The organism is Aeromonas ichthyocola (assembly GCF_046087985.1).
GTDB lineage: Bacteria > Pseudomonadota > Gammaproteobacteria > Enterobacterales > Aeromonadaceae > Aeromonas > Aeromonas rivipollensis.
Genome location: NZ_JBJSWH010000003.1, coordinates 541521 through 559029 on the forward strand (window position 1 = coordinate 541521; position 17509 = coordinate 559029).

General features: G+C 59.0%; 13 protein-coding genes, 8 pseudogenes and 1 riboswitch. Of the genes and pseudogenes, 4 read left to right on the forward strand and 17 right to left on the reverse strand.

Features of this window, described 5'->3' with window-relative positions:
* Positions 1-70 precede the first annotated feature (70 nt).
* Positions 71-242: riboswitch (Lysine riboswitch) on the reverse strand.
* A 320-nt stretch (positions 243-562) separates the two neighbouring features.
* Entirely contained in the window at positions 563-967 is a 405-nt protein-coding gene (locus ACF2JD_RS11315; RefSeq protein WP_226172597.1) for an H-NS family histone-like protein, read from the forward strand.
* Between the two features lie 71 nt (positions 968-1038).
* Here ACF2JD_RS11315 and ACF2JD_RS11320 read toward each other — a convergent pair whose 3' ends face one another.
* The 5 genes and pseudogenes from ACF2JD_RS11320 to ACF2JD_RS11340 all read right to left on the reverse strand — a co-directional run bounded on the left by ACF2JD_RS11320 (position 1039) and on the right by ACF2JD_RS11340 (position 3885).
* Positions 1039-1602 (reverse strand): cob(I)yrinic acid a,c-diamide adenosyltransferase, encoded by a 564-nt coding sequence (locus tag ACF2JD_RS11320; protein ID WP_139745568.1) that lies wholly within the window; start codon positions 1600-1602, stop codon positions 1039-1041.
* Complete coding sequence (locus ACF2JD_RS11325; protein WP_005327834.1) at positions 1599-1829, reverse strand: DUF3820 family protein; 231 nt, start codon at positions 1827-1829, stop codon at positions 1599-1601. The genes ACF2JD_RS11320 and ACF2JD_RS11325 overlap by 4 nt, the downstream gene beginning before the upstream one ends.
* A gap of 1 nt (position 1830) precedes the next feature.
* Positions 1831-2502 (reverse strand): 7-carboxy-7-deazaguanine synthase QueE, encoded by a 672-nt coding sequence (gene queE, locus ACF2JD_RS11330; RefSeq protein WP_393936974.1) that lies wholly within the window; start codon positions 2500-2502, stop codon positions 1831-1833.
* Between the two features lie 61 nt (positions 2503-2563).
* Positions 2564-3253 carry a 7-cyano-7-deazaguanine synthase QueC gene (queC, locus tag ACF2JD_RS11335; protein WP_440987441.1) on the reverse strand — a complete coding sequence of 230 codons (690 nt, stop codon included), beginning with the start codon at positions 3251-3253 and terminating at the stop codon, positions 2564-2566.
* Positions 3254-3273: 20 nt separating this feature from the next.
* Positions 3274-3885 (reverse strand): annotated as a pseudogene (locus tag ACF2JD_RS11340) (tRNA-uridine aminocarboxypropyltransferase).
* On the opposite strand from ACF2JD_RS11340, the pseudogene rrtA reads away from it, so the two are divergent.
* Positions 3884-4479 (forward strand): annotated as a pseudogene (gene rrtA / locus ACF2JD_RS11345) (rhombosortase). The pseudogenes ACF2JD_RS11340 and rrtA sit on opposite strands and share 2 nt — an antisense overlap.
* Here the strand turns inward: rrtA and pyrF are convergent.
* From pyrF to cmk, 6 genes and pseudogenes are all read right to left on the reverse strand, one after another.
* Positions 4454-5154: pseudogene (gene pyrF / locus ACF2JD_RS11350) on the reverse strand (orotidine-5'-phosphate decarboxylase). The pseudogenes rrtA and pyrF sit on opposite strands and share 26 nt — an antisense overlap.
* Positions 5155-5172: 18 nt before the next feature.
* Positions 5173-6340 (reverse strand): annotated as a pseudogene (gene lapB / locus ACF2JD_RS11355) (lipopolysaccharide assembly protein LapB).
* Positions 6341-6349: 9 nt separating this feature from the next.
* Complete coding sequence (locus ACF2JD_RS11360; protein WP_290029775.1) at positions 6350-6634, reverse strand: LapA family protein; 285 nt, start codon at positions 6632-6634, stop codon at positions 6350-6352.
* A gap of 156 nt (positions 6635-6790) precedes the next feature.
* A complete protein-coding gene (gene ihfB / locus ACF2JD_RS11365; protein ID WP_005299934.1) occupies positions 6791-7075 on the reverse strand; it encodes an integration host factor subunit beta in 285 nt (94 codons plus the stop codon).
* A 92-nt stretch (positions 7076-7167) separates the two neighbouring features.
* On the reverse strand, positions 7168-8838 hold the full coding sequence (gene rpsA, locus ACF2JD_RS11370; RefSeq protein ID WP_005327816.1) for a 30S ribosomal protein S1: 1671 nt from the start codon (positions 8836-8838) through the stop codon (positions 7168-7170).
* Between the two features lie 93 nt (positions 8839-8931).
* Complete coding sequence (cmk, locus tag ACF2JD_RS11375) at positions 8932-9624, reverse strand: (d)CMP kinase (protein ID WP_042649706.1); 693 nt, start codon at positions 9622-9624, stop codon at positions 8932-8934.
* 261 nt (positions 9625-9885) lie between these two features.
* On the opposite strand from cmk, the gene ribA reads away from it, so the two are divergent.
* Positions 9886-10479 (forward strand): GTP cyclohydrolase II, encoded by a 594-nt coding sequence (gene ribA / locus ACF2JD_RS11380; RefSeq protein WP_106886607.1) that lies wholly within the window; start codon positions 9886-9888, stop codon positions 10477-10479.
* A 292-nt stretch (positions 10480-10771) separates the two neighbouring features.
* On the opposite strand, the gene ACF2JD_RS11385 is transcribed toward ribA, so the two are convergent.
* Both ACF2JD_RS11385 and ACF2JD_RS11390 read right to left on the reverse strand, forming a co-directional pair.
* Positions 10772-10927: a hypothetical protein gene (locus ACF2JD_RS11385; protein ID WP_440987442.1), complete on the reverse strand. Its 156-nt coding sequence runs from the start codon at positions 10925-10927 to the stop codon at positions 10772-10774.
* Positions 10928-11220: 293 nt separating this feature from the next.
* Positions 11221-12002: pseudogene (locus tag ACF2JD_RS11390) on the reverse strand (LysR family transcriptional regulator).
* Between the two features lie 193 nt (positions 12003-12195).
* Here ACF2JD_RS11390 and ACF2JD_RS11395 point away from each other — a divergent pair.
* A pseudogene (locus ACF2JD_RS11395) lies at positions 12196-13387 on the forward strand (MFS transporter); the annotation flags it as partial.
* A gap of 178 nt (positions 13388-13565) precedes the next feature.
* Here the strand turns inward: ACF2JD_RS11395 and ACF2JD_RS11400 are convergent.
* The 4 genes and pseudogenes from ACF2JD_RS11400 to ACF2JD_RS11415 all read right to left on the reverse strand — a co-directional run bounded on the left by ACF2JD_RS11400 (position 13566) and on the right by ACF2JD_RS11415 (position 17427).
* A pseudogene (locus ACF2JD_RS11400) lies at positions 13566-14079 on the reverse strand (VOC family protein).
* 34 nt (positions 14080-14113) lie between these two features.
* The gene (locus tag ACF2JD_RS11405) at positions 14114-14878 is read right to left on the reverse strand and encodes a DNA repair protein (RefSeq protein WP_440987443.1); all 765 of its coding nucleotides are present in this window, start codon (positions 14876-14878) and stop codon (positions 14114-14116) included.
* 191 nt (positions 14879-15069) lie between these two features.
* Positions 15070-15796, reverse strand: a pseudogene (gene nfsA, locus ACF2JD_RS11410) (oxygen-insensitive NADPH nitroreductase).
* Between the two features lie 68 nt (positions 15797-15864).
* Positions 15865-17427, reverse strand: a complete 1563-nt coding sequence (locus tag ACF2JD_RS11415; RefSeq protein WP_042650274.1) for an AbgT family transporter — start codon at positions 17425-17427, stop codon at positions 15865-15867.
* Positions 17428-17509 lie beyond the last annotated feature (82 nt).

Here is a 17509-nt window from a genome sequence, read left to right on the forward strand (position 1 = left end):
AAAGACAACAGGTGGAGATCTACCGAGAGGATCAAAGAAACAAAACCCAGGGCGGGCATACTCCTCAGCCCCTTCAGGTAGCGCTCCATAGTGGATGACTATGGCAGTCCTGCACCTGTTCGATGCAGAACCAGCAACCCGGTATGATGGCCTGGTCACTTCGGCGCCGACTCCTTTCATCGAGCATCGCAGGCATCACCCTCCGCTCGGTTACTCATAGGCAGCGCGCCTCTACTTAAAGGTATTCGCGGCACATTTTATCGAGCCACCGGGTGATAGCAAGTTTTTTGATTAAATTTCAAGGCTTGTGTGGCGAAAAGCGGAAAAATGGTAGTCAAATGGTTCATAAAATACGACATGGTCGATATTTTCATCTACTCGGCACTCATTCGGAAATGAACCCGCTGCAAAGAGAATAAATCGGGCGTCGTGAATAATTGCCGGACTTTATTTATCTGCCTAATTAATTATTTTGGCAGACTTGACTTGATGCCAAATCCCCCTATAAATTATCGAAAAACCAGCCCTTCCCATTAATATTTCTGCTCGCGTGGTAGCCAATATGAACGAATTTTTGAAAATTCTGCTGAATATCCGTAGTCTGCGCGCAGCCTGCCGCGATTTGTCCCTGGAGCAACTGGAAGAGGGACTGCAGAAATTGTCCGAGGTGGTCGCCGAGCGCCAGCAGGATGAATCTGCCGAACGCCAGGCCCGTGAAGAACATCAGAAGAAAATTGCCGAATACGCCGAAATGTTGAAAGCCGCGGGGATAGATCCTGCTGAATTGGTGGGCACAGTTACCACCGAAAGCACCAAGGCCAGCAAAGGCAAACGTGCCCCCCGCCCCGCCAAATATCGTTATCTGGACAATGGCGTGGAAAAAACCTGGACCGGCCAGGGCCGCATGCCCTCCGCCATTGCCAAGGCCGTGGCCGAAGGCAAATCCGTGGAAGACTTTGCCATCTGATCTGAAGCACAGTCCCGCCCAATAAAAAACCTCGCCATGCGAGGTTTTTTATTGTGTCAGTGCCGGGCGTTTCAGCGCCTGTCTGCCGCCTTGACCCAGAGCACTTCCGGGGTGCCGGCAGAGATCAGCAAGTATCTGGCCACCGTGAAAAACCAGTCACTTAGCCTGTTCAGATAAGGCAGGATAGCCGGGTTCACCTGCTCTTCCCGGCTCAGGCCGAGCAGCAGCCGCTCGCAGCGACGGGTCAGGGTGCGCACCACATGGGCTTGCGCCGCCGCCCGTGATCCGCTCGGCAGGATGAAATTGCGCAATACCGGCAACTGGGCGCTGTAGGCGTCAATCTGTTGCTCCAGCCGCGCCGTCCAGGCCTCATTGACCTGCCACAGGGAAGCATTTTGCGCCTCGCTGGAAAATGCCAGCTCCCCGCCCAAATCAAACAGCTCTTGCTGCAGCAATATGAGTTCAGCCAATAATGCCGGCTCATTCTCGGGTATTTCGGCCATCAGCAGACCTATCTGGGAATTGAGCTCGTCAATGGCGCCATAGGTCTCGACCCGCCTGTCATCTTTTGCAAGGGAGGAGCCATCAGCCAGCCGCGTGAGGCCCTTGTCCCCTTGCCGGGTATATATTCTCATTCTGACATCCTGTTAATAATGGGAATAATCATGGATTCGAGTCCATTGAGTTTTATCTCGTACGCCAGTGCCAGGGTTTGGCCCAATGCGCCAGCCGGAAAACCGCTGCGCGCCATCCATACCAGATAGGGCTCTGGAATATCTATGATGCGTCGCCCCTGATATTTACCGTAGGGCATCTTGCCCGCCAGGGTGAGCAATACCCGCTCATCGGAGAGTCTGTCCATATCAATCGATATTCAGATATTTATGGGTCTGGATGGAGAGCCGCCAATTACGGGCGATGCAGGTCGCCATGGCCAGCTCGGTGGCCCTGGGCTTCTGGCTGATGGGCTGCAATGCTATCACCACGTCGGGACGCAGGCTGGCCGTGGCCAGCAGGGCGTCGAGCTCCTCGATATGGCGCTCGGTGGCCACCGGATGCTTGATCTCGTTGGCCCGCTCCAAAGCCGATACCAGCACAGGCAGGCCCCCCTTCATGCCAATCTTGGGGGAGACTGTGACCCAGGTCTGCGCGTGGGTCAGGATCTCGCTGGTACCACTGGTTTCGATCTGCACCTGATATCCCGCCGCCAGCAGGGCCGACGAGAGTTCGTGCAGATCGTAGAGACAGGGCTCGCCACCGGTCAACACCACATGGCGCGCCCGGTAACCCAGGGTCTCGAAGCTCCCCAGGATCTCCTCCGTGCTCATCTTGCTCCAGCCATCGGACTCGTTGGATCGGTCGAGCACCTCGCGGCTGCACACCTCACGGGCAGGATCCACCACCCAGGTATGGCGGGTGTCGCACCAGGGGCAGCCCACCGGGCAACCTTGCAGGCGAACGAAGATGGCGGGCACGCCGGTGAAGACGCCCTCCCCCTGGATGGTCTGGAAGATCTCGTTGATTGGGTAGTGCATCTCGGTCACGGCTTGCTGCAAAAGGCGCGGATTATACCCCAAACCCGGGAAAGAGGCAGGATCACAATCCGGTTTTCTCGCGCAAGCTGGCCATGATGCCCACCTTGTCGCCCAGATAGCGCTGCAGGCCGCGGCTGCGCAGCTCGCAGGCGGGGCAAGTGCCGCAGCCATCCCCCTGGATACCGTTGTAGCAGGTGAGGGTCTGCTGGCGCACCGTCTCGAGGTGGCCATAGTGATCCGCCAGCGCCCAGGTTTCCGCCTTGTCGAGCCACATCAGGGGGGTCTCGAAGCGAATGGCGCGATCCAGCCCCAGCGACACCGCCTGATTGAGGGCCTTGACGAAGTCGTCGCGGCAATCGGGATAACCGGAGAAGTCGGTCTCGCACACCCCGGTGATCAGGGTGTCGGCACCGACCTGATAGGCATAGATGGCCGCCAGGGTCAGAAACAGTATGTTGCGGCCCGGCACGAAGGTGTTGGGCAGGCCGTTGTCCTGCAGCTCACCGCTGACCGGGATGTCGTCCCGGGTCAGGGCCGAGACGGCCAGCTCACCCAGCATGGTCACATCCATCACCTTGTGGGCGGCAATCCCGAGCAGCCCCGCCAGACGACGAGCTGTCTCGATCTCTTCCCGATGACGCTGGCCATAGTCGAAGGTGATGGCGTGCACTTCATCATAGAGGGCCTGGGCTTGCACCAGGCAGGTGGTACTGTCCTGACCACCACTGAATACCACGACGGCTTTTTTCATCTTGATAACTCCTTGAATTGTCACGCGCGGCGGCCTTCGGCAAAGTCCTGCCACTGGGTTCAACCGATTGAACAGGGTCAGCAAAGGCGCATAGCGCTCCGGCCTCCCCTCCCACCGGGATAAAGAGGTGATAGCCCGCCTCCAGGGTCGAGAGGGCATCGGGAAAGGGTTTCTTGCGAATGGAATATTGCCCCGCCATGGTGCCAATGCCGATGCGGGCAAGCCAGCAGGGCCGGGTTGCTGTGCAACATGCGATAGGCCTTGCGCCAGGTGCCGTCGAGCAGGATAAAGTGCACCTCTTTGCCAGAGGCTCACGGCTCCTCGCTGTTGGCGAAGATCGGTCTGAGCCTCTTCATCAGGCCACAGCAGATAGCACTGCACCTTGGGGTCGGCGAGCAGGGCATTGAGCCACTCATCGCGGGAAAAGTCCTCCCCCACATGGATCTCGCACTGTTGCAAAGAGGCCGCCAGCAGCGCCGCAGTCCCCTTGGGATGTGCCACCTCGTTGGGGTGCTGCAGGATATGGAGGGGCGTGTGATTGGCACCTGCTGGATATAATCACACAGGCAGGCTTTGAGGGCTCGGGTACAGCGTGTACAGTATCGACTGTTCTTGTCGTTGGACTGTTTCATGTTGTCAGACAAATCTGGATTGCTCTGGGTTATCACGCTTTCGCTCGTCACTGCTTGCTACTCTTCTTTACCGTTCCCAATCTTCAGCTCTCCTTCGATCGCGCCCTGATCGCCCAGGGCGAAGGGTGGCGCATCATAACAGGCAATCTGGCCCATACCAATCTGTGGCACCTGCTGCTCAACCTGGGCGGCCTCGCCATCCTCTATAGCCTGTTTCGCGACTATCTGGGTGGGGCTCGCCTGCCGCTGCTGATGTTGCTGCTCTGGCTGGCAGTGGGCTTGGGGATCTGGTGGTGGTGCCCGCAGACCCAGTGGTACATGGGACTATCCGGCTCGCTGCATGGTCTGTTTGTCTGGGGGGCAATGCAGGATATCCGCCACGGACGCCGCATTCGGGCTGGCTACTGTTGGCAGGGATGGGGCTCAAGCTGGCGATGGACTTCTACAACGCAGGAGAGAGCCCGATATCCACCCTGATCAATGCCCGGGTACACATCGGCTCTCATCTTATAAGGGGCCGGTGCAGGCCTGTTACTCGGCCTGCACCGCGTATCACTGAGTGAGCCTGTTACGCACCAGCCAGCTCGGCATTGATGCTGGCCAGCATGGCGGCCGGATCGGCAGCCTGCGTAATGGGGCGACCGATAACCAGATAATCGGACCCCGCCTCGACCGCCGCTTTCGGTGTCATCACCCGGCGCTGATCCCCGGCCGCTGAACCGGTCGGGCGAATACCCGGGTCACCAGCTTGAACTCATCACCCAGCAAGGCTTTAAGCTCATGGGCCTCGTTGGCAGAGCAGACAACCCCATCCAAGCCGGATGCCTTGGTCAAGGTAGCCAGCCGGATCACCTGCTCGGCAGGGCTCACATCCAGACCAAGAGGGCTCATGTCGGACTGCTCCATGCTGGTCAGCACGGTCACGCCGATAAGCAGGGGGGCCTTGTCGCCATAAGGCAGTAGCGCCTCTTTGGCGGCACGCATCATCCGCTCACCACCACTGGCATGCACGTTGACCATCCAGACACCGAGCTCGGCACTCGCCGCCACGGCCTTGGCAACCGTGTTGGGAATGTCGTGAAACTTCAGATCCAGGAACACCTCGAAGCCCTTGGCCACCAGCTGACGTACGAACTGGGGGCCAAACAGGGTAAACATCTCCTTGCCCACCTTGAGGCGGCACTCGGCCGGAGAGATCTGTTCAATGAAGGCGAAGGCATCGGCTTCGTGCTGATAATCCAGCGCGACCAGTACTTTGGGGTCTTGCATGTCACATCCTATTGCTTGTTATTCACCGTCCAGACCACGGATCGGCTTGATGGAACCCCACTGGCGACAAGACGGGCATTGCCAGAACAACGAGTGAGTGGCAAAGCCGCACTGCCGACACTTGTGGGTTGACTTGATTTTGATCTGCTCGCCGACCAGCTGTTGCAGAAGCTCGAGGCTCTCCTTGGCAGGCCCCTCCTCCGCACTGGCCAACTGAAAACCCACCAACTGGTAAAAACCTTTCATCGAGGGATGACGACGCAGCTGACGCAACACCAGCGAACGGGCCTGGCTCAGGCCATCACGCTCTTCAACCAGCTTGGCAAGGGCCAGGGTCACGCTGACACCGGCGTGATCTTCCACCGCCTTCTCAAGCAGCGGGATCAACGCAGGCGTGCGCCCCAACTGCTGATAGCACTCGAGCAATTTGGGCATTGCCTCGGAGGCAAAAGTCGATATCCTGCTCGAACACCCGCAGCAGCTCCTTGCTGGCCTGCTCATACTCCCTCTCTGCCATGGCGAGCTCAGCGAGGCGCAAACTGGCCCGGGCACATGCCGGATTGATACTGAGCGCCCGTTTGAGCTTGGCCAGCCCCTCCCCTTTGTCACCGTCGCGCAAGGCGCTCTCCGCCTGCTCGCAATAGAAATGGGAGATGGGCTCCGCCAGCTTCTTGCCCTGGAATTTCTGCAGACGAATGGCGACCTCGATGGCCTTGTCCCAGTCGCGCAGCTGTTGATGGATGATGAGCAACTGCGCCAGCGCCGTCTCTTCAAAGTCGCTGTCTTCGCACAGCTCCTTCCAGAGCGCTTCGGCCCGATCCAGCAGGCCGGCAGCCAGGAAATCCCGGGCCAGCTCCTGCAGCGCGAGCTGACGCTGCTCCCGGGTCAGCTGGCGGGCGACCAGGTTCTGGTGGATCTTGATGGCGCGATCGACCTCGCCCCGCTGACGAAACAGGTTGCCGAGGGAGAGATGGGTTTCGATGGTTTCGCTGTCGACTTCCAGCAGCTGGATGAAGAGATCCACCGCCTTGTCCGACTCGTCAGACAGCAAATAGTTGAGGCCCGCCACGTACTGGCGGGAAAACTGGTTACTCTGTTGCTGGGTGTCCTGGCGAACACTCCTGCGTCCCATGTACCAGCCATAACCGGCGGCAATCGGCAACAGCAGGAAAAGCAGTTCAAGCATCGAGGGACATTATTCCTTGGCTGGCGACCGGGCTAGCTCCAACTCACGGGATTGACGACGCATGGTGCGACTGAGGGTGCGGTTTTGCAGTTTCAAGCGCAGGAAGAGCAGACCGAACACCAGCCAGCCCAACAGGAAGCCACCGGCAAAGAAGAACCCCAGCAGCATGGAGAGGGGGAACTCCCCCTGGGCGATGAGATAGTTGAACTGCACCAGCTGGCCATTTTGCGAGCCGATGGCGAGGGTCAGAACAAACACCAGCACCAATGGGATGAGGGCCAAGATACGCTTCATAAGATCTCCCTGTCTGTAGCTAATGAGAGACTGATTATCCTTAAAATCACAGGCAGACTCTAGAGCGAATGGGAAAAGACTGCGAGAAACCTGACAAATGACATATCTAAAGACGTAAAAATAAAAAAGGCATACCCAGGTATGCCATTTTCTGCATTATTCGATGATGTTCACGCGTTCGCGCAACTCTTTACCAGGCTTGAAATGCGGGACATATTTCCCGGTCAGTTCAACCTTGTCCCCAGTCTTGGGGTTGCGACCCACGCGGGGCGCACGATAGTGCAGTGAGAAACTTCCAAATCCTCGGATTTCAATCCGGTCGCCGTTTTGCAAGGTCGATGCCATCTGCTCAAGGATCTCCTTGATGGCGGCTTCGACATCTTTGGCCGGCATATGCATGCGGCTGGCAGCCAATTGTTCGATGAGATCTGATTTGGTCATAAGGTTAAATCTCCTTCCCCGATCACATGCAATTTTCATTATGCCAAGATAAAAAAGGGCGGCGTGAAGCCGCCCTTTTCTTGCATCAAGGATTACTCACCCTTGGCGGCTTTGAACGCTTCCATCATGGCATTGCTGAACACAACTTCTTCTTGTTGGTTCAGGCTGTCGATGGCAACACGCTCGTCAGCCTCGTCCTTGGCACGGACAGACAGGCTTACGGTACGGTTCTTGCGATCAACACCCATGAATTTGGCTTCAACTTCGTCACCGACAGACAGCACCAGAGTGGCGTCTTCTACACGGTCACGAGCAGCGTCGGAGGCACGCAGGTAGCCTTCCACGCCGTCAGCCAGTTCGATCACGGCACCCTTGGCATCAACCTCGGTAACCTTACCCTTCACGATAGCACCTTTCTTGTTGTCAGACAGGTACTTGTTGAACGGGTCTTCTTCGATCTGCTTGACACCCAGGGAGATGCGCTCGCGCTCCGGGTCCACTTGCAGAACAACGGCTTCGATTTCGTCGCCCTTCTTGAATTCACGTACTGCTTCTTCGCCCTGGTTGTTCCAGGAGATGTCAGACAGGTGAACCAGGCCGTCGATGCCGCCGTCCAGACCGATGAAGATACCGAAGTCAGTGATGGACTTGATCTTGCCGGAAACACGGTCGCCCTTGGCGTGAGTTTCGGCAAACAGCTGCCACGGGTTGGACTTGCACTGCTTCAGACCCAGGGAGATACGACGACGCTCTTCGTCGATGTCCAGAACCATCACGTCAACCACGTCGCCAACGTTAACAACCTTGGACGGGTGGATGTTCTTGTTGGTCCAATCCATCTCGGATACGTGTACCAGGCCTTCAACGCCTTCTTCGATTTCAACGAAGCAGCCGTAGTCGGTCAGGTTGGTCACGCGGCCAGACAGACGGGTGGTCTCCGGGTAACGCTTGGCGATAGCAACCCAGGGATCTTCGCCCAGCTGCTTCAGACCCAGGGATACACGGGTACGCTCGCGGTCGAACTTCAGAACCTTGACTGCGATCTCGTCGCCAACGTTGACGATTTCGGAAGGATGCTTAACACGCTTCCACGCCATGTCGGTGATGTGCAGCAGGCCGTCAACACCGCCCAGATCTACGAATGCACCGTAGTCGGTCAGGTTCTTGACGATACCCTTAACTTCTTGACCTTCTTGCAGGTTGGCCAGCAGGCTTTCGCGCTCGGAGGTGTTCTCGGTTTCGATCACGGCACGACGGGAAACGACAACGTTGTTGCGCTTCTGGTCCAGCTTGATGACCTTGAACTCGAGTTCTTTGTTTTCCAGGTGAGCGGTGTCACGGATCGGACGCACGTCAACCAGAGAACCCGGCAGGAAGGCACGGATGCCGTTCAGCTCAACGGTGAAACCACCCTTGACCTTGCCGTTGATGATACCGATAACGGTAGCTTGCTCTTCGTATGCCTTCTCAAGCTGCAGCCAGGCTTCGTGGCGCTTGGCTTTTTCGCGGGACAGCTTGGTTTCGCCGAAACCATCTTCGATAGAGTCCAGAGCCACGTCAACGGTGTCGCCTACGTTGATTTCCAGTTCGCCCAGGGCGTTCTTGAACTCTTCAGCAGGAATGGCAGACTCGGATTTCAGACCGGCGTCAACCAGTACAAAACCGTTCTCGATAGCAACGACGGTACCCTTGACGATGGAACCTTGACGGGTTTCAACGGCGTTCAGGGACTCTTCAAAGAGTTGAGCAAAAGATTCGATCATTGTTTGTGTCACAAATGAAACATCCACTCGCAATCCGGCACAAGCGGGGTTGTTTTAAATTATCTGCGCCATCCATGGTGCAGACGACTGACATCAGCTGGTGCTGACATCACCAAGTTGTTGCTCCGCATAGGCGAGCACCGTTGCCAGTACGTCATCTATGGTCATAGACGTTGAGTCTACCACAAGAGCATCTTCCGCGGGTTTCAGGGGGGCAACGGCGCGATTTCTGTCGCGATCGTCACGTTCCCGAATCTCGGTTAAAAGACGCTCAAAGTTAACATCAAAGCCCTTATCTTGCAACTGCTTATAGCGGCGCTGCGCCCGCTCTTCCGCGCTGGCATCGAGGAAAATCTTCACCTCGGCCTCGGGGAAAACCACAGTCCCCATATCGCGGCCATCGGCAATGAGGCCCGGCAACTGGCGGAAGGCACGCTGGCGGCGCAGCAGCGCCTCGCGCACGCGGGGGAAGACGGCGACCTTGCTGGCGGCATCGCTCACTTCCTGGGAGCGGATGGTACGGGAGACATCCTCCCCTTCCAGCACCACCTTGACCTGTCCGCCGTCGACCTGGAACTGCACGTCCAGATTGGCGGCCAGGGGCACCAGAGCGGCTTCGGCGTCGAGCTCCACATCGTGGTGCAAGGCCGCCAGCGCCAGCACCCGGTAGATGGCACCGGAGTCGAGCAGGTGCCATCCCAGTTTCTCTGCCAACAGCTGGCACAGGGTGCCCTTACCGGCTCCACTCGGGCCATCAATTGTCATCACGGGGGCCATCTGAGGCATAACTTTTCTCCTGCGCACTCGGCGTGTTGACTGGTTGCACACATCCCTGGCGGGATGGGGTAATGGGCGCCGATTATACCCGAATGCACCGGCGCTGGCAGTTGTCAGGGCGCACAATTGCGCAAAAGTCGTCGCGATTGCGCCTATTATGACCAATCCGGTAAACCATCCCTCCTGCAAGGTTTTGTTCTTATGGTTGTTATGGACAAGGCGCGCTAAACTGGCCGCCTTTTTTAAGCAGTTGTAGTCAGGAGCAACCCTATGAGCAGCATTAGCCTGGTGGCTAAATCCAAGTTGCCAACCCCCTGGGGCACCTTCACGCTAGTTGGCTTTCAGGAAACCGGTACAGGCAAGGATCACGCCGCACTGGTGATGGGCGATATCGCGGACGGTGAACCCGTACTGGGCCGAATTCATTCCGAATGTCTGACCGGGGACGCCCTGTTCAGCCTGCGTTGCGACTGCGGCTTCCAGCTACAAGCCGCCATGGAGAAGATCGCCAAGGCCGGTCGCGGCGTCTTGCTGTATGTCCGCCAGGAAGGCCGTGGCATAGGCCTGCTCAACAAGATCCGTGCCTATCATCTGCAGGATCAGGGCGCCGACACCGTCGAGGCCAACGTGGCACTGGGCTTTGCCGCCGACATGCGCGATTACACCATCTGTGCCGATATGCTGAAGGCCTTGGAGGTCAAGAGCCTGCGCCTGATGACCAACAACCCGCGCAAGCTGAAGGCGATGGAATCCTTTGGCATTCCGGTGGCCGAGCGCGTCCCCCTGCAGGAGGGTCGCAATCCCCACAACGAGTTCTATCTCTCCACCAAGGCGAACAAGCTGGATCACCTGTTCAAGAAGTGACGAATACCAGATAGTCAAACGCCTCCCATTGGGAATGGGATGACCACACATCAACCCTAGCTATCGCTGTGGTACGGTCAAATTGGCCCCTTCAAGCTCTTCGCCAGTGCCTCGACCCGCTCGTGGGTCAATTGCGGCGCGAGACGTTCTATCAGATCGTAGAGATAGCCACATAAAAATGCCCCTCTGCGCAACCCGATAGCGGCCACACCGCCTGGTAGCCAACGCACCAGATCGCCATCGGGAGGCGTTGCCATTTGTGACATAGGTCTTGAGCACATCGCTTGCTGCCTTATTGCTTGTCCATCAAGGCACCGTCAGTCACCAGCGCAAACTCCACCAGTTCGGCCGGGGGCTGACTGCTGGCCAACGGATGCTTGGCCTGTGCCAGCAGGGGAAATCCCGCAGCGCCCGGTTGGCCATGGCAGCGCCAGAGGCTACGCGGCACTGCGCCGCACTCCCCGCCAGGCCACGCATAAAACCCTTGAGGATGGCAGGCAGAATATAACGGGCTTGGAAGATGGGCGGATGCACATGCTGCCTGGCCATTACCTTGATGGTGGCAAGCAGGGGATCCCGACCTATGGGGGTGATTTGGGTCAAGTGTTTGCCGCTGCGCTCGAAGCGATCCCCAGTCTCCTCCTCCGCAGCGCCATGCGCGGTGGGAAGATTCAGCCTGTGGTCACGACGATATAGCGCAATTGCTGCAATTTCATGGTGTAGCCCTCGCACCCACCGCCTTCAGCAATGAGCAGGGGGCTCCTTGTGTAGAAAATCACGCAAGGCACGGTTGGCCATGGAGAGCGGATCGCCACGCCGCCACGCCACACAGAGATCGAGGTAGATGGGCGGGTCGAAGGGCACTCCACTCAGATCCGGCTCCTCTTCCAGCACCATCCGCAAGAAGGTGGTCACCGCAAAGCCTTGCCGCACCACCGCTTTGAGCAGAGGGATAAGATTGCTCTCGAAGGCGATATCGGGTTCAACGCCCAGGCTCTGGGCCAGCGCCTCCATATGCTCCCGGTGATAAAAGCCACGGCGAAACAGCGCCAACTCCTGAGCAAAGAACTGCGAGAGGGTGACGGCTGATGCGCCGCGCAGGGGTGCTCGTCCCCCACCACCATCAACATCTCTTCGCTCAGCAGATGGCCCCCTCGATGGCGGGCGGCAGAGTCACTGGTGATGAGAATGGCCAGATCGAGGGAGCCATCCACCATCCGGCTGAGCAGCTCGCGGGTGCCGGCCTCTTCGACCCGGATCTTGAGGCCGGGGTAGCGATGCTTGAAGGCCATCAGACGAGGGGGGAAATAGTAGGAGCCCATCATGTAGGGGATCCCGATCCGCACCTCCCCCCGCTCCAGCCCCTTGAGCTCGGCCATCTCGGCCTCGGCCTGATGCATCTGCAGCAACAGACGCTCGGCATGGCGACAGAGCACCTCTCCCTCCGGGGTGAGCCGTACCGCCCGGTCCTGTCGATCAAACAGCCGCAATTCGAGCTGCTGCTCCAGTTTGGCGATGGCCATGCTGATGGCCGGTTGCGCCACGTGCAGCTGTTGGCTGCCTTGGTAAATGAGCCGGCATCCCTGACCGCCAGCAGATAGGTGAGCTGTTTCAGATCCATGTATCAATTCATCTTATGAGATGGATAACTTAAATATATTATATTTATAACCGCAAGGACTCTACCCTGACCAAAAGTAGTCAGGACAATACGCAATGATTGAAGTTGGAAGTCGCGAGTGGATACGTGCAACCCTGGCCCTCAGCCTGGGCTCTTTTCTGGTGTTTCTGAACCTCTACCAGACCCATCCCCTGTTACCCCTGATTGCCGAGGTCTTCTCGGTCAACGCCCTCTCGGCCAGCTGGACCCTGGCAGGATGCACTGCAGGCCTCGCCGCCTCCCTGCTGATCTGCGCCAGACTGGCGGATCGCCATGGCCGTCGGCAGGTCATGCTGGGGACACTCACCCTGGCGATCCTGCTCTCACTGTTAATCCCGCTGGTTGAGCAGTTTGGCTCCCTGCTGCTGCTACGCATCCTGCAGGGGCGCTGCTGGCAGGGCTGCCCGCGACCGCGATTGCCTATATGGGGAAGAGTTCAGCAAACGGGCGCTGCTCTCGGCGGTGGGGGTCGATATTGCCGCCAACTCCCTCGGTGGCATTGCCGGTCGGGTGGTCGGCGGCCTGCTGGCAGGCTGGTTTGGCGACTGGCAGCATACCTTTCTGGGGATTGGTGTGATCAGCCTGTCTTGCTGCTGCCGCTGGTCTTCTGGCTGCTGCCCCATCAGACCCGCTTTGTGGCGAGCGCCCCCGTTCGCGGCCAATTTGCTCGCGCCTTGCAGCAACACCTGACCAATCCCTTGCTGGTAGGGGCTTACCTTATCGGGGGACTCAACTTTATGGTGTTTTTTGAACCAGTTCAGCTACCTCACCTTCCTGCTGGCCAAGCCCCCCTTCTCCCTGCCCACCCAGTGGCTCGGCATGCTGTTTCTCACCTATCTCTCGGGGACGGTGGCCTCCTCCTTGAGCGGCCGCTTTGCCAACCGCTGGGGGGCACAACGGATGCTGCTAGTGGGGATCGCCCTGATGGCTATCGGGAGCCTGTGGCTGCTGCTGGGTAGTCTGCTGGGATGCCTGAGTGGCTTGCTGATCTCCAGCTTCGGCTTTTTCCTGGCACACGCCTGCGCCAGTGCCTGGGTCGGTCATCATGTCGAACACAACCGCGCCCTCGCCTCCTCCCTCTATCTGGTGGCCTACTATCTGGGAGCCAGTCTGGGGGGGCTTTACCTGCATCCCTTCTGGGAGCAGGGTGAGCTGGGCGGTCTGGTCATGGGGATTGAACTGGTCCTCATCCTGACAGCGGGCTTGAGCCTCTGGCTCGGCCGTCTCAAGCAGCGAAGCCAATCGCCACTGCCCGCCCAGCAACCCCACCACACGGGTAAAAGGCTCAGCCCAAACAGGGTCACCCACGAGCAGATGGCGCTCTCGCAACCAAGCACCGCCAGATAACAAAAGGGGTCACACCGGTGACCCCTTTTGCTGCGTTATTCAAGAGCCTGTCAGGCTCGCACCGCATTTGCGAGCAGGATCACTCCTGATCGAAATAATCCGCAGGCACCGCGACCACAGCGCCGGTCGCCACCTCTTCGGCGATCACCTCAGCCAGCGAGCGCAGGTGAAACTTGATCTGTCCGGAGGGCAACATCAGGCCGATATCGGGTTGCGGGTATCCTGCATGTTGCCGGTTTTGAATGGCAGCTCGGGATAGCGCGCTACCAGATCTTGCAGCGAAGGCGACCACCAGCTCGATATGTTCCAGCCCCGCCTGATGGACGCGACCCGGTTTCGGTGCAGCCAGCTCGATACAGGGTACCTGCACCTCGCCAGCCAACAGCGGCTGATGCAACTGATAAGTGGCGATGGGACGTCCGCCAATCATACCCTCCACCAGCAAGGTGCCTGCCTCAGCCAGCACAGCACATAGCGCGCGGTACTCCTGCAGGGTAGCCTGCCCGATAACAGAGGTGATCGACCGTTGGCTGTGAAATTATGACGCCAGTGGCGGCCAGTTCGGCCAGCAGCTGAGAAACAAATGGGGCCATTGGCCCCAGTGTGGAATCGAGTGAATGGACATGCTTACCATTTCTTCTTGGGTTGAAACAGGACATCGAGCTCGTCGGCTTCCTTGTCCTTGATGTTTTGCAGATCCTGCGCGCTGTTTTGCTGCTGCAGCTCTTCAAGCTCCTTGAGCCCCTGCCGCATATCTTCTTCACGGGCCAGCAGATAGGGATCCTTGTCGCCCACGCTCGCCAGGGCGCCGAGCCCCTTGGTATAGAGCTGACGGCAGGTGCCGTACTGCCCCTGGATCTGGGCATCCATGGCCCGCTTGATCAGGTTGGCGATGTTGATCTTGAGCTGCATCAGCTCGAGGCGGCGATCCTCCTGGGCGAACCCCTGAGGATCTATCTTGCCCTTGTTGTGCTCGACCCGCAGCACGGCCCGCATCTTCTTGGCCAGCTGCAGCATCTGGATCGCCTGACGGTCGGACTCCGGGGTCTTGAAGTGCCCCTCGTCCTGACTGCTGTAGTTCTCCTGCACGTTCTTGATCTGGGTCTGGACGTCGATGATGCGCTGCTTGACCTGGGGGTTCGGCATGACCTGGGCGATGGCGCGATAGGCATCGAGGATCCGGTGCTGCAACAGCAACACCATGTTCTTGGAAAAAGGCACCAGATTGACGTTCAGCAGCACCTCTTCGGTCTCGTCGGCCACCGTCTTGTGTCTGGCAACGGCGTGACGCTTGTCCGCCTCTGCCTTCTGCTTATATTGCTGCACCACGTTATAGGCGATAACCAAAAACAGGAGTGCGCCAATAGACAGCAATACCAAAGTTAAAATCATAGGATGTCCAAACCCCTGTTCCTATCCAATTGCGTGATCCTACAACAGCTTACCCACTTAAGGTAGCCTGCAGATCCCCCCTTGCCCACGATTTGTCACCAAGCTGTGCCCCCGGTCTCAGGGAGAGATTGCAGGATCAGGGGATGATGACCATGACGGTCACCTCACCATAGTATCGCCCATCAGCGCCATTACTTGAGGTTAAAGCCCCGCGATTGCAGGAAGCCCAGCATGAAAGGGCGGGACTCCTTGCCCAGAATGGCGCGGATCTGGCCGCTCCAGGTCTGCTGCTTGTTGTTGCTGCTGCGGGCCTGATAGTAGTCCGCGATCTGCTGATCGTACCGGGCCAGCAGGTCGCGATCCAGCTCGTGCTGGTAGCGCTCCTGATGCACCACCAATCCCTTGGGCAGACGGGGTTTCTGCTCCGGCTGCTGGGCAGGATGACCAAGGCAGAGGCCAAACAGCGGGATCACCTGATGGGGCAAGCCGAGCAGTTCGCTCACCTCGGCCGGATGGTTGCGAATGCCGCCGATATAGACCCCGCCCAGCCCCAGCGACTGGGCCGCCAGCAAGGCGTTTTGCGCCATCAGGGCGCCGTCGATGGCACCGATCAGCAACTGCTCCGCATAGCCGGTCTGGGCCTCGGGCACGATCTGGCTGTGACGATGGTAATCGGCGCAGAACACCAGAAACTCGGCCGCCTGCACCACATAGGGCTGATTGCCCGCCAGCATGGCCAACTGCTGACGCGCCTCGGGTCGCAGTCACCCGCACAATGCTGGTCACCTGCATGAAGCTCGAGGTTGAGGCGGACTGGGCGGCGGCGAGAATGGCATCCAGCTGCTGCGGGGCGATCGGCTCGGCAGTGAACTGACGAATGGAGCGATGGGAAAGGATAAGATCGATGGTCTGATTCATGGCACCTCCAAAATGAGGTCACACCATAGCGAAAAAAACGAGGGAGCCCAAGGCTCCCTCGCACACCCTCAAGGGGCAGGATACACATAGGGGGCCTGCAGCCCGAGCGGGAAGCCCAGCGCCCAGTAGAGCAGCAGGAAGCAGGTCCAGCTCACCAGGAAGGCCAGGGAGTAGGGCAGCATCATGGAGACCAGGGTGCCGATGCCGGTGCTCTTCACATACTGCTGGCAATAGACCACCACCAGGGGGAAGAACACCATCAGCGGGGTGATGATGTTGGAGGCGGAATCCCCCACCCGATAGGCCGCCTGGGTCAGCTCGGGGGAGATCCCCACCGCCATCAGCATGGGCACCAGGATGGGGCTGATGAGGGCCCACTTGGCCGAGGCCGAGCCCACCACCAGGTTGACGCTGGCGGTGAGCAGTATCATGCCGACTATGGTCACCTCCCCCGGCAGCGCCAGGGCGTGGAGCACCTCGGCGCCGGAGAGGGCCAGCAGGGTTCCCAGGTTGGAGTCACCGAACGCCTTGATGAAGAGGGCACAGAAGAAGGCCATCACCATGTAGGAGCCCATCTTGTTCATGGTGGCCGACATGGCATCGATCACATCCTTGCCGCTCTTGAAGCTCCCCGCCACGAAGCCGTATACGATGCCGGGCAGGATGAAGAGCAGGAAGATGAGGGGCACTATGGACTTCATCACGGGTGCCGCGAAGGTAGTGAGCGATCCATCCGGTGCCCGCATCGGCGAGTCGTCCGGGGACAGGGCCAGCCCCAGCAGCACCACGGCCGCCAGCATGGCAAACCCGGCCCAGTTGAAGGCCCGGCTCTCCTGCGCGCTGTAGCGCCCCATCTCGTCGGCACTCTCCAGATCCTCGTTGAGGGGCACCTGCTTGAGGCGCGGCTCCACTATCTTCTCGGTGACAAACCAGCCCACGCAGATGATCAGCAGGGAGGAGGCGCCGGTGAAGATGATGTTGCACAGGGTGTTGACCATGTAGTCGGGGTCGAGCAGCTGGGCCGCCGACTGAGTGAACCCCTGCAGCAGGGCATCCCCGCCGGAGGGCAGGAAGTTGGCGGCAAAGCCGCCGGAGACCCCGGCAAAGGCGGCAGCTATGCCCGCCAGCGGGTGACGGCCCGCCGCGTGGAAGATGATGCCGCCGATGGGGATCACCAGCACATAGCCCGCATCTGCCGCGGTATGGCTGACGATGGCCACCAGGATCAGCATGGGGGTCAGGAAGCGCGCCGGCGTCACCTTGAGCAACTTCTTCAGGCCGGTGTTGATGAAGCCGGACTGCTCGGCCACCCCGACCCCCAGCATGGCCACCAGCACTATGCCGAGCGGCGCAAAGCCGGTGAAGGTGGTGACCATGCTGGCGAGAAACTCGGCCAGCCCTGCCCCGGTCAACAGGTTGTTGACCACCACGGCCTCCCCGGTGCGGGGATTGACCAGATCGAAGGAGAACTGGGAGCCTATCCAGGAGCCGACCCAGACGATCAGCAAGGCATAGAGGAACAACATGGCGGGATCCGGCAGCTTGTTACCCGCCTTCTCGACCCCGTTCAGGAAGCGGTTCAACCAGCCATTGGGACTGGCCGGACGCTCGTTCACTGCGGCTTGACTCATTATGGTGATACTCCATTACCAAGGAATGAGCGCGCATACTAGCGATAACGTCTAATGAATCCCATGATATGAGACAAAAATT

Bases quoted from the DNA above. Each gene is read 5' to 3' on its own strand.
- ACF2JD_RS11405 (WP_440987443.1), bottom strand. From the start codon at position 14,878: ATGATTTTAACTTTGGTATTGCTGTCTATTGGCGCACTCCTGTTTTTG.
- rpsA (WP_005327816.1), bottom strand. From the start codon at position 8,838: ATGATCGAATCTTTTGCTCAACTCTTTGAAGAGTCCCTGAACGCCGTT.
- ACF2JD_RS11325 (WP_005327834.1), bottom strand. From the start codon at position 1,829: ATGGACAGACTCTCCGATGAGCGGGTATTGCTCACCCTGGCGGGCAAG.
- queE (WP_393936974.1), bottom strand. From the start codon at position 2,502: ATGCACTACCCAATCAACGAGATCTTCCAGACCATCCAGGGGGAGGGC.
- ACF2JD_RS11315 (WP_226172597.1), top strand. From the start codon at position 563: ATGAACGAATTTTTGAAAATTCTGCTGAATATCCGTAGTCTGCGCGCA.
- ACF2JD_RS11360 (WP_290029775.1), bottom strand. From the start codon at position 6,634: ATGAAGCGTATCTTGGCCCTCATCCCATTGGTGCTGGTGTTTGTTCTG.
- cmk (WP_042649706.1), bottom strand. From the start codon at position 9,624: ATGCCTCAGATGGCCCCCGTGATGACAATTGATGGCCCGAGTGGAGCC.
- ACF2JD_RS11415 (WP_042650274.1), bottom strand. From the start codon at position 17,427: ATGAGTCAAGCCGCAGTGAACGAGCGTCCGGCCAGTCCCAATGGCTGG.
- ihfB (WP_005299934.1), bottom strand. From the start codon at position 7,075: ATGACCAAATCAGATCTCATCGAACAATTGGCTGCCAGCCGCATGCAT.
- ACF2JD_RS11320 (WP_139745568.1), bottom strand. From the start codon at position 1,602: ATGAGAATATATACCCGGCAAGGGGACAAGGGCCTCACGCGGCTGGCT.
- ribA (WP_106886607.1), top strand. From the start codon at position 9,886: ATGAGCAGCATTAGCCTGGTGGCTAAATCCAAGTTGCCAACCCCCTGG.
- queC (WP_440987441.1), bottom strand. From the start codon at position 3,253: ATGAAAAAAGCCGTCGTGGTATTCAGTGGTGGTCAGGACAGTACCACC.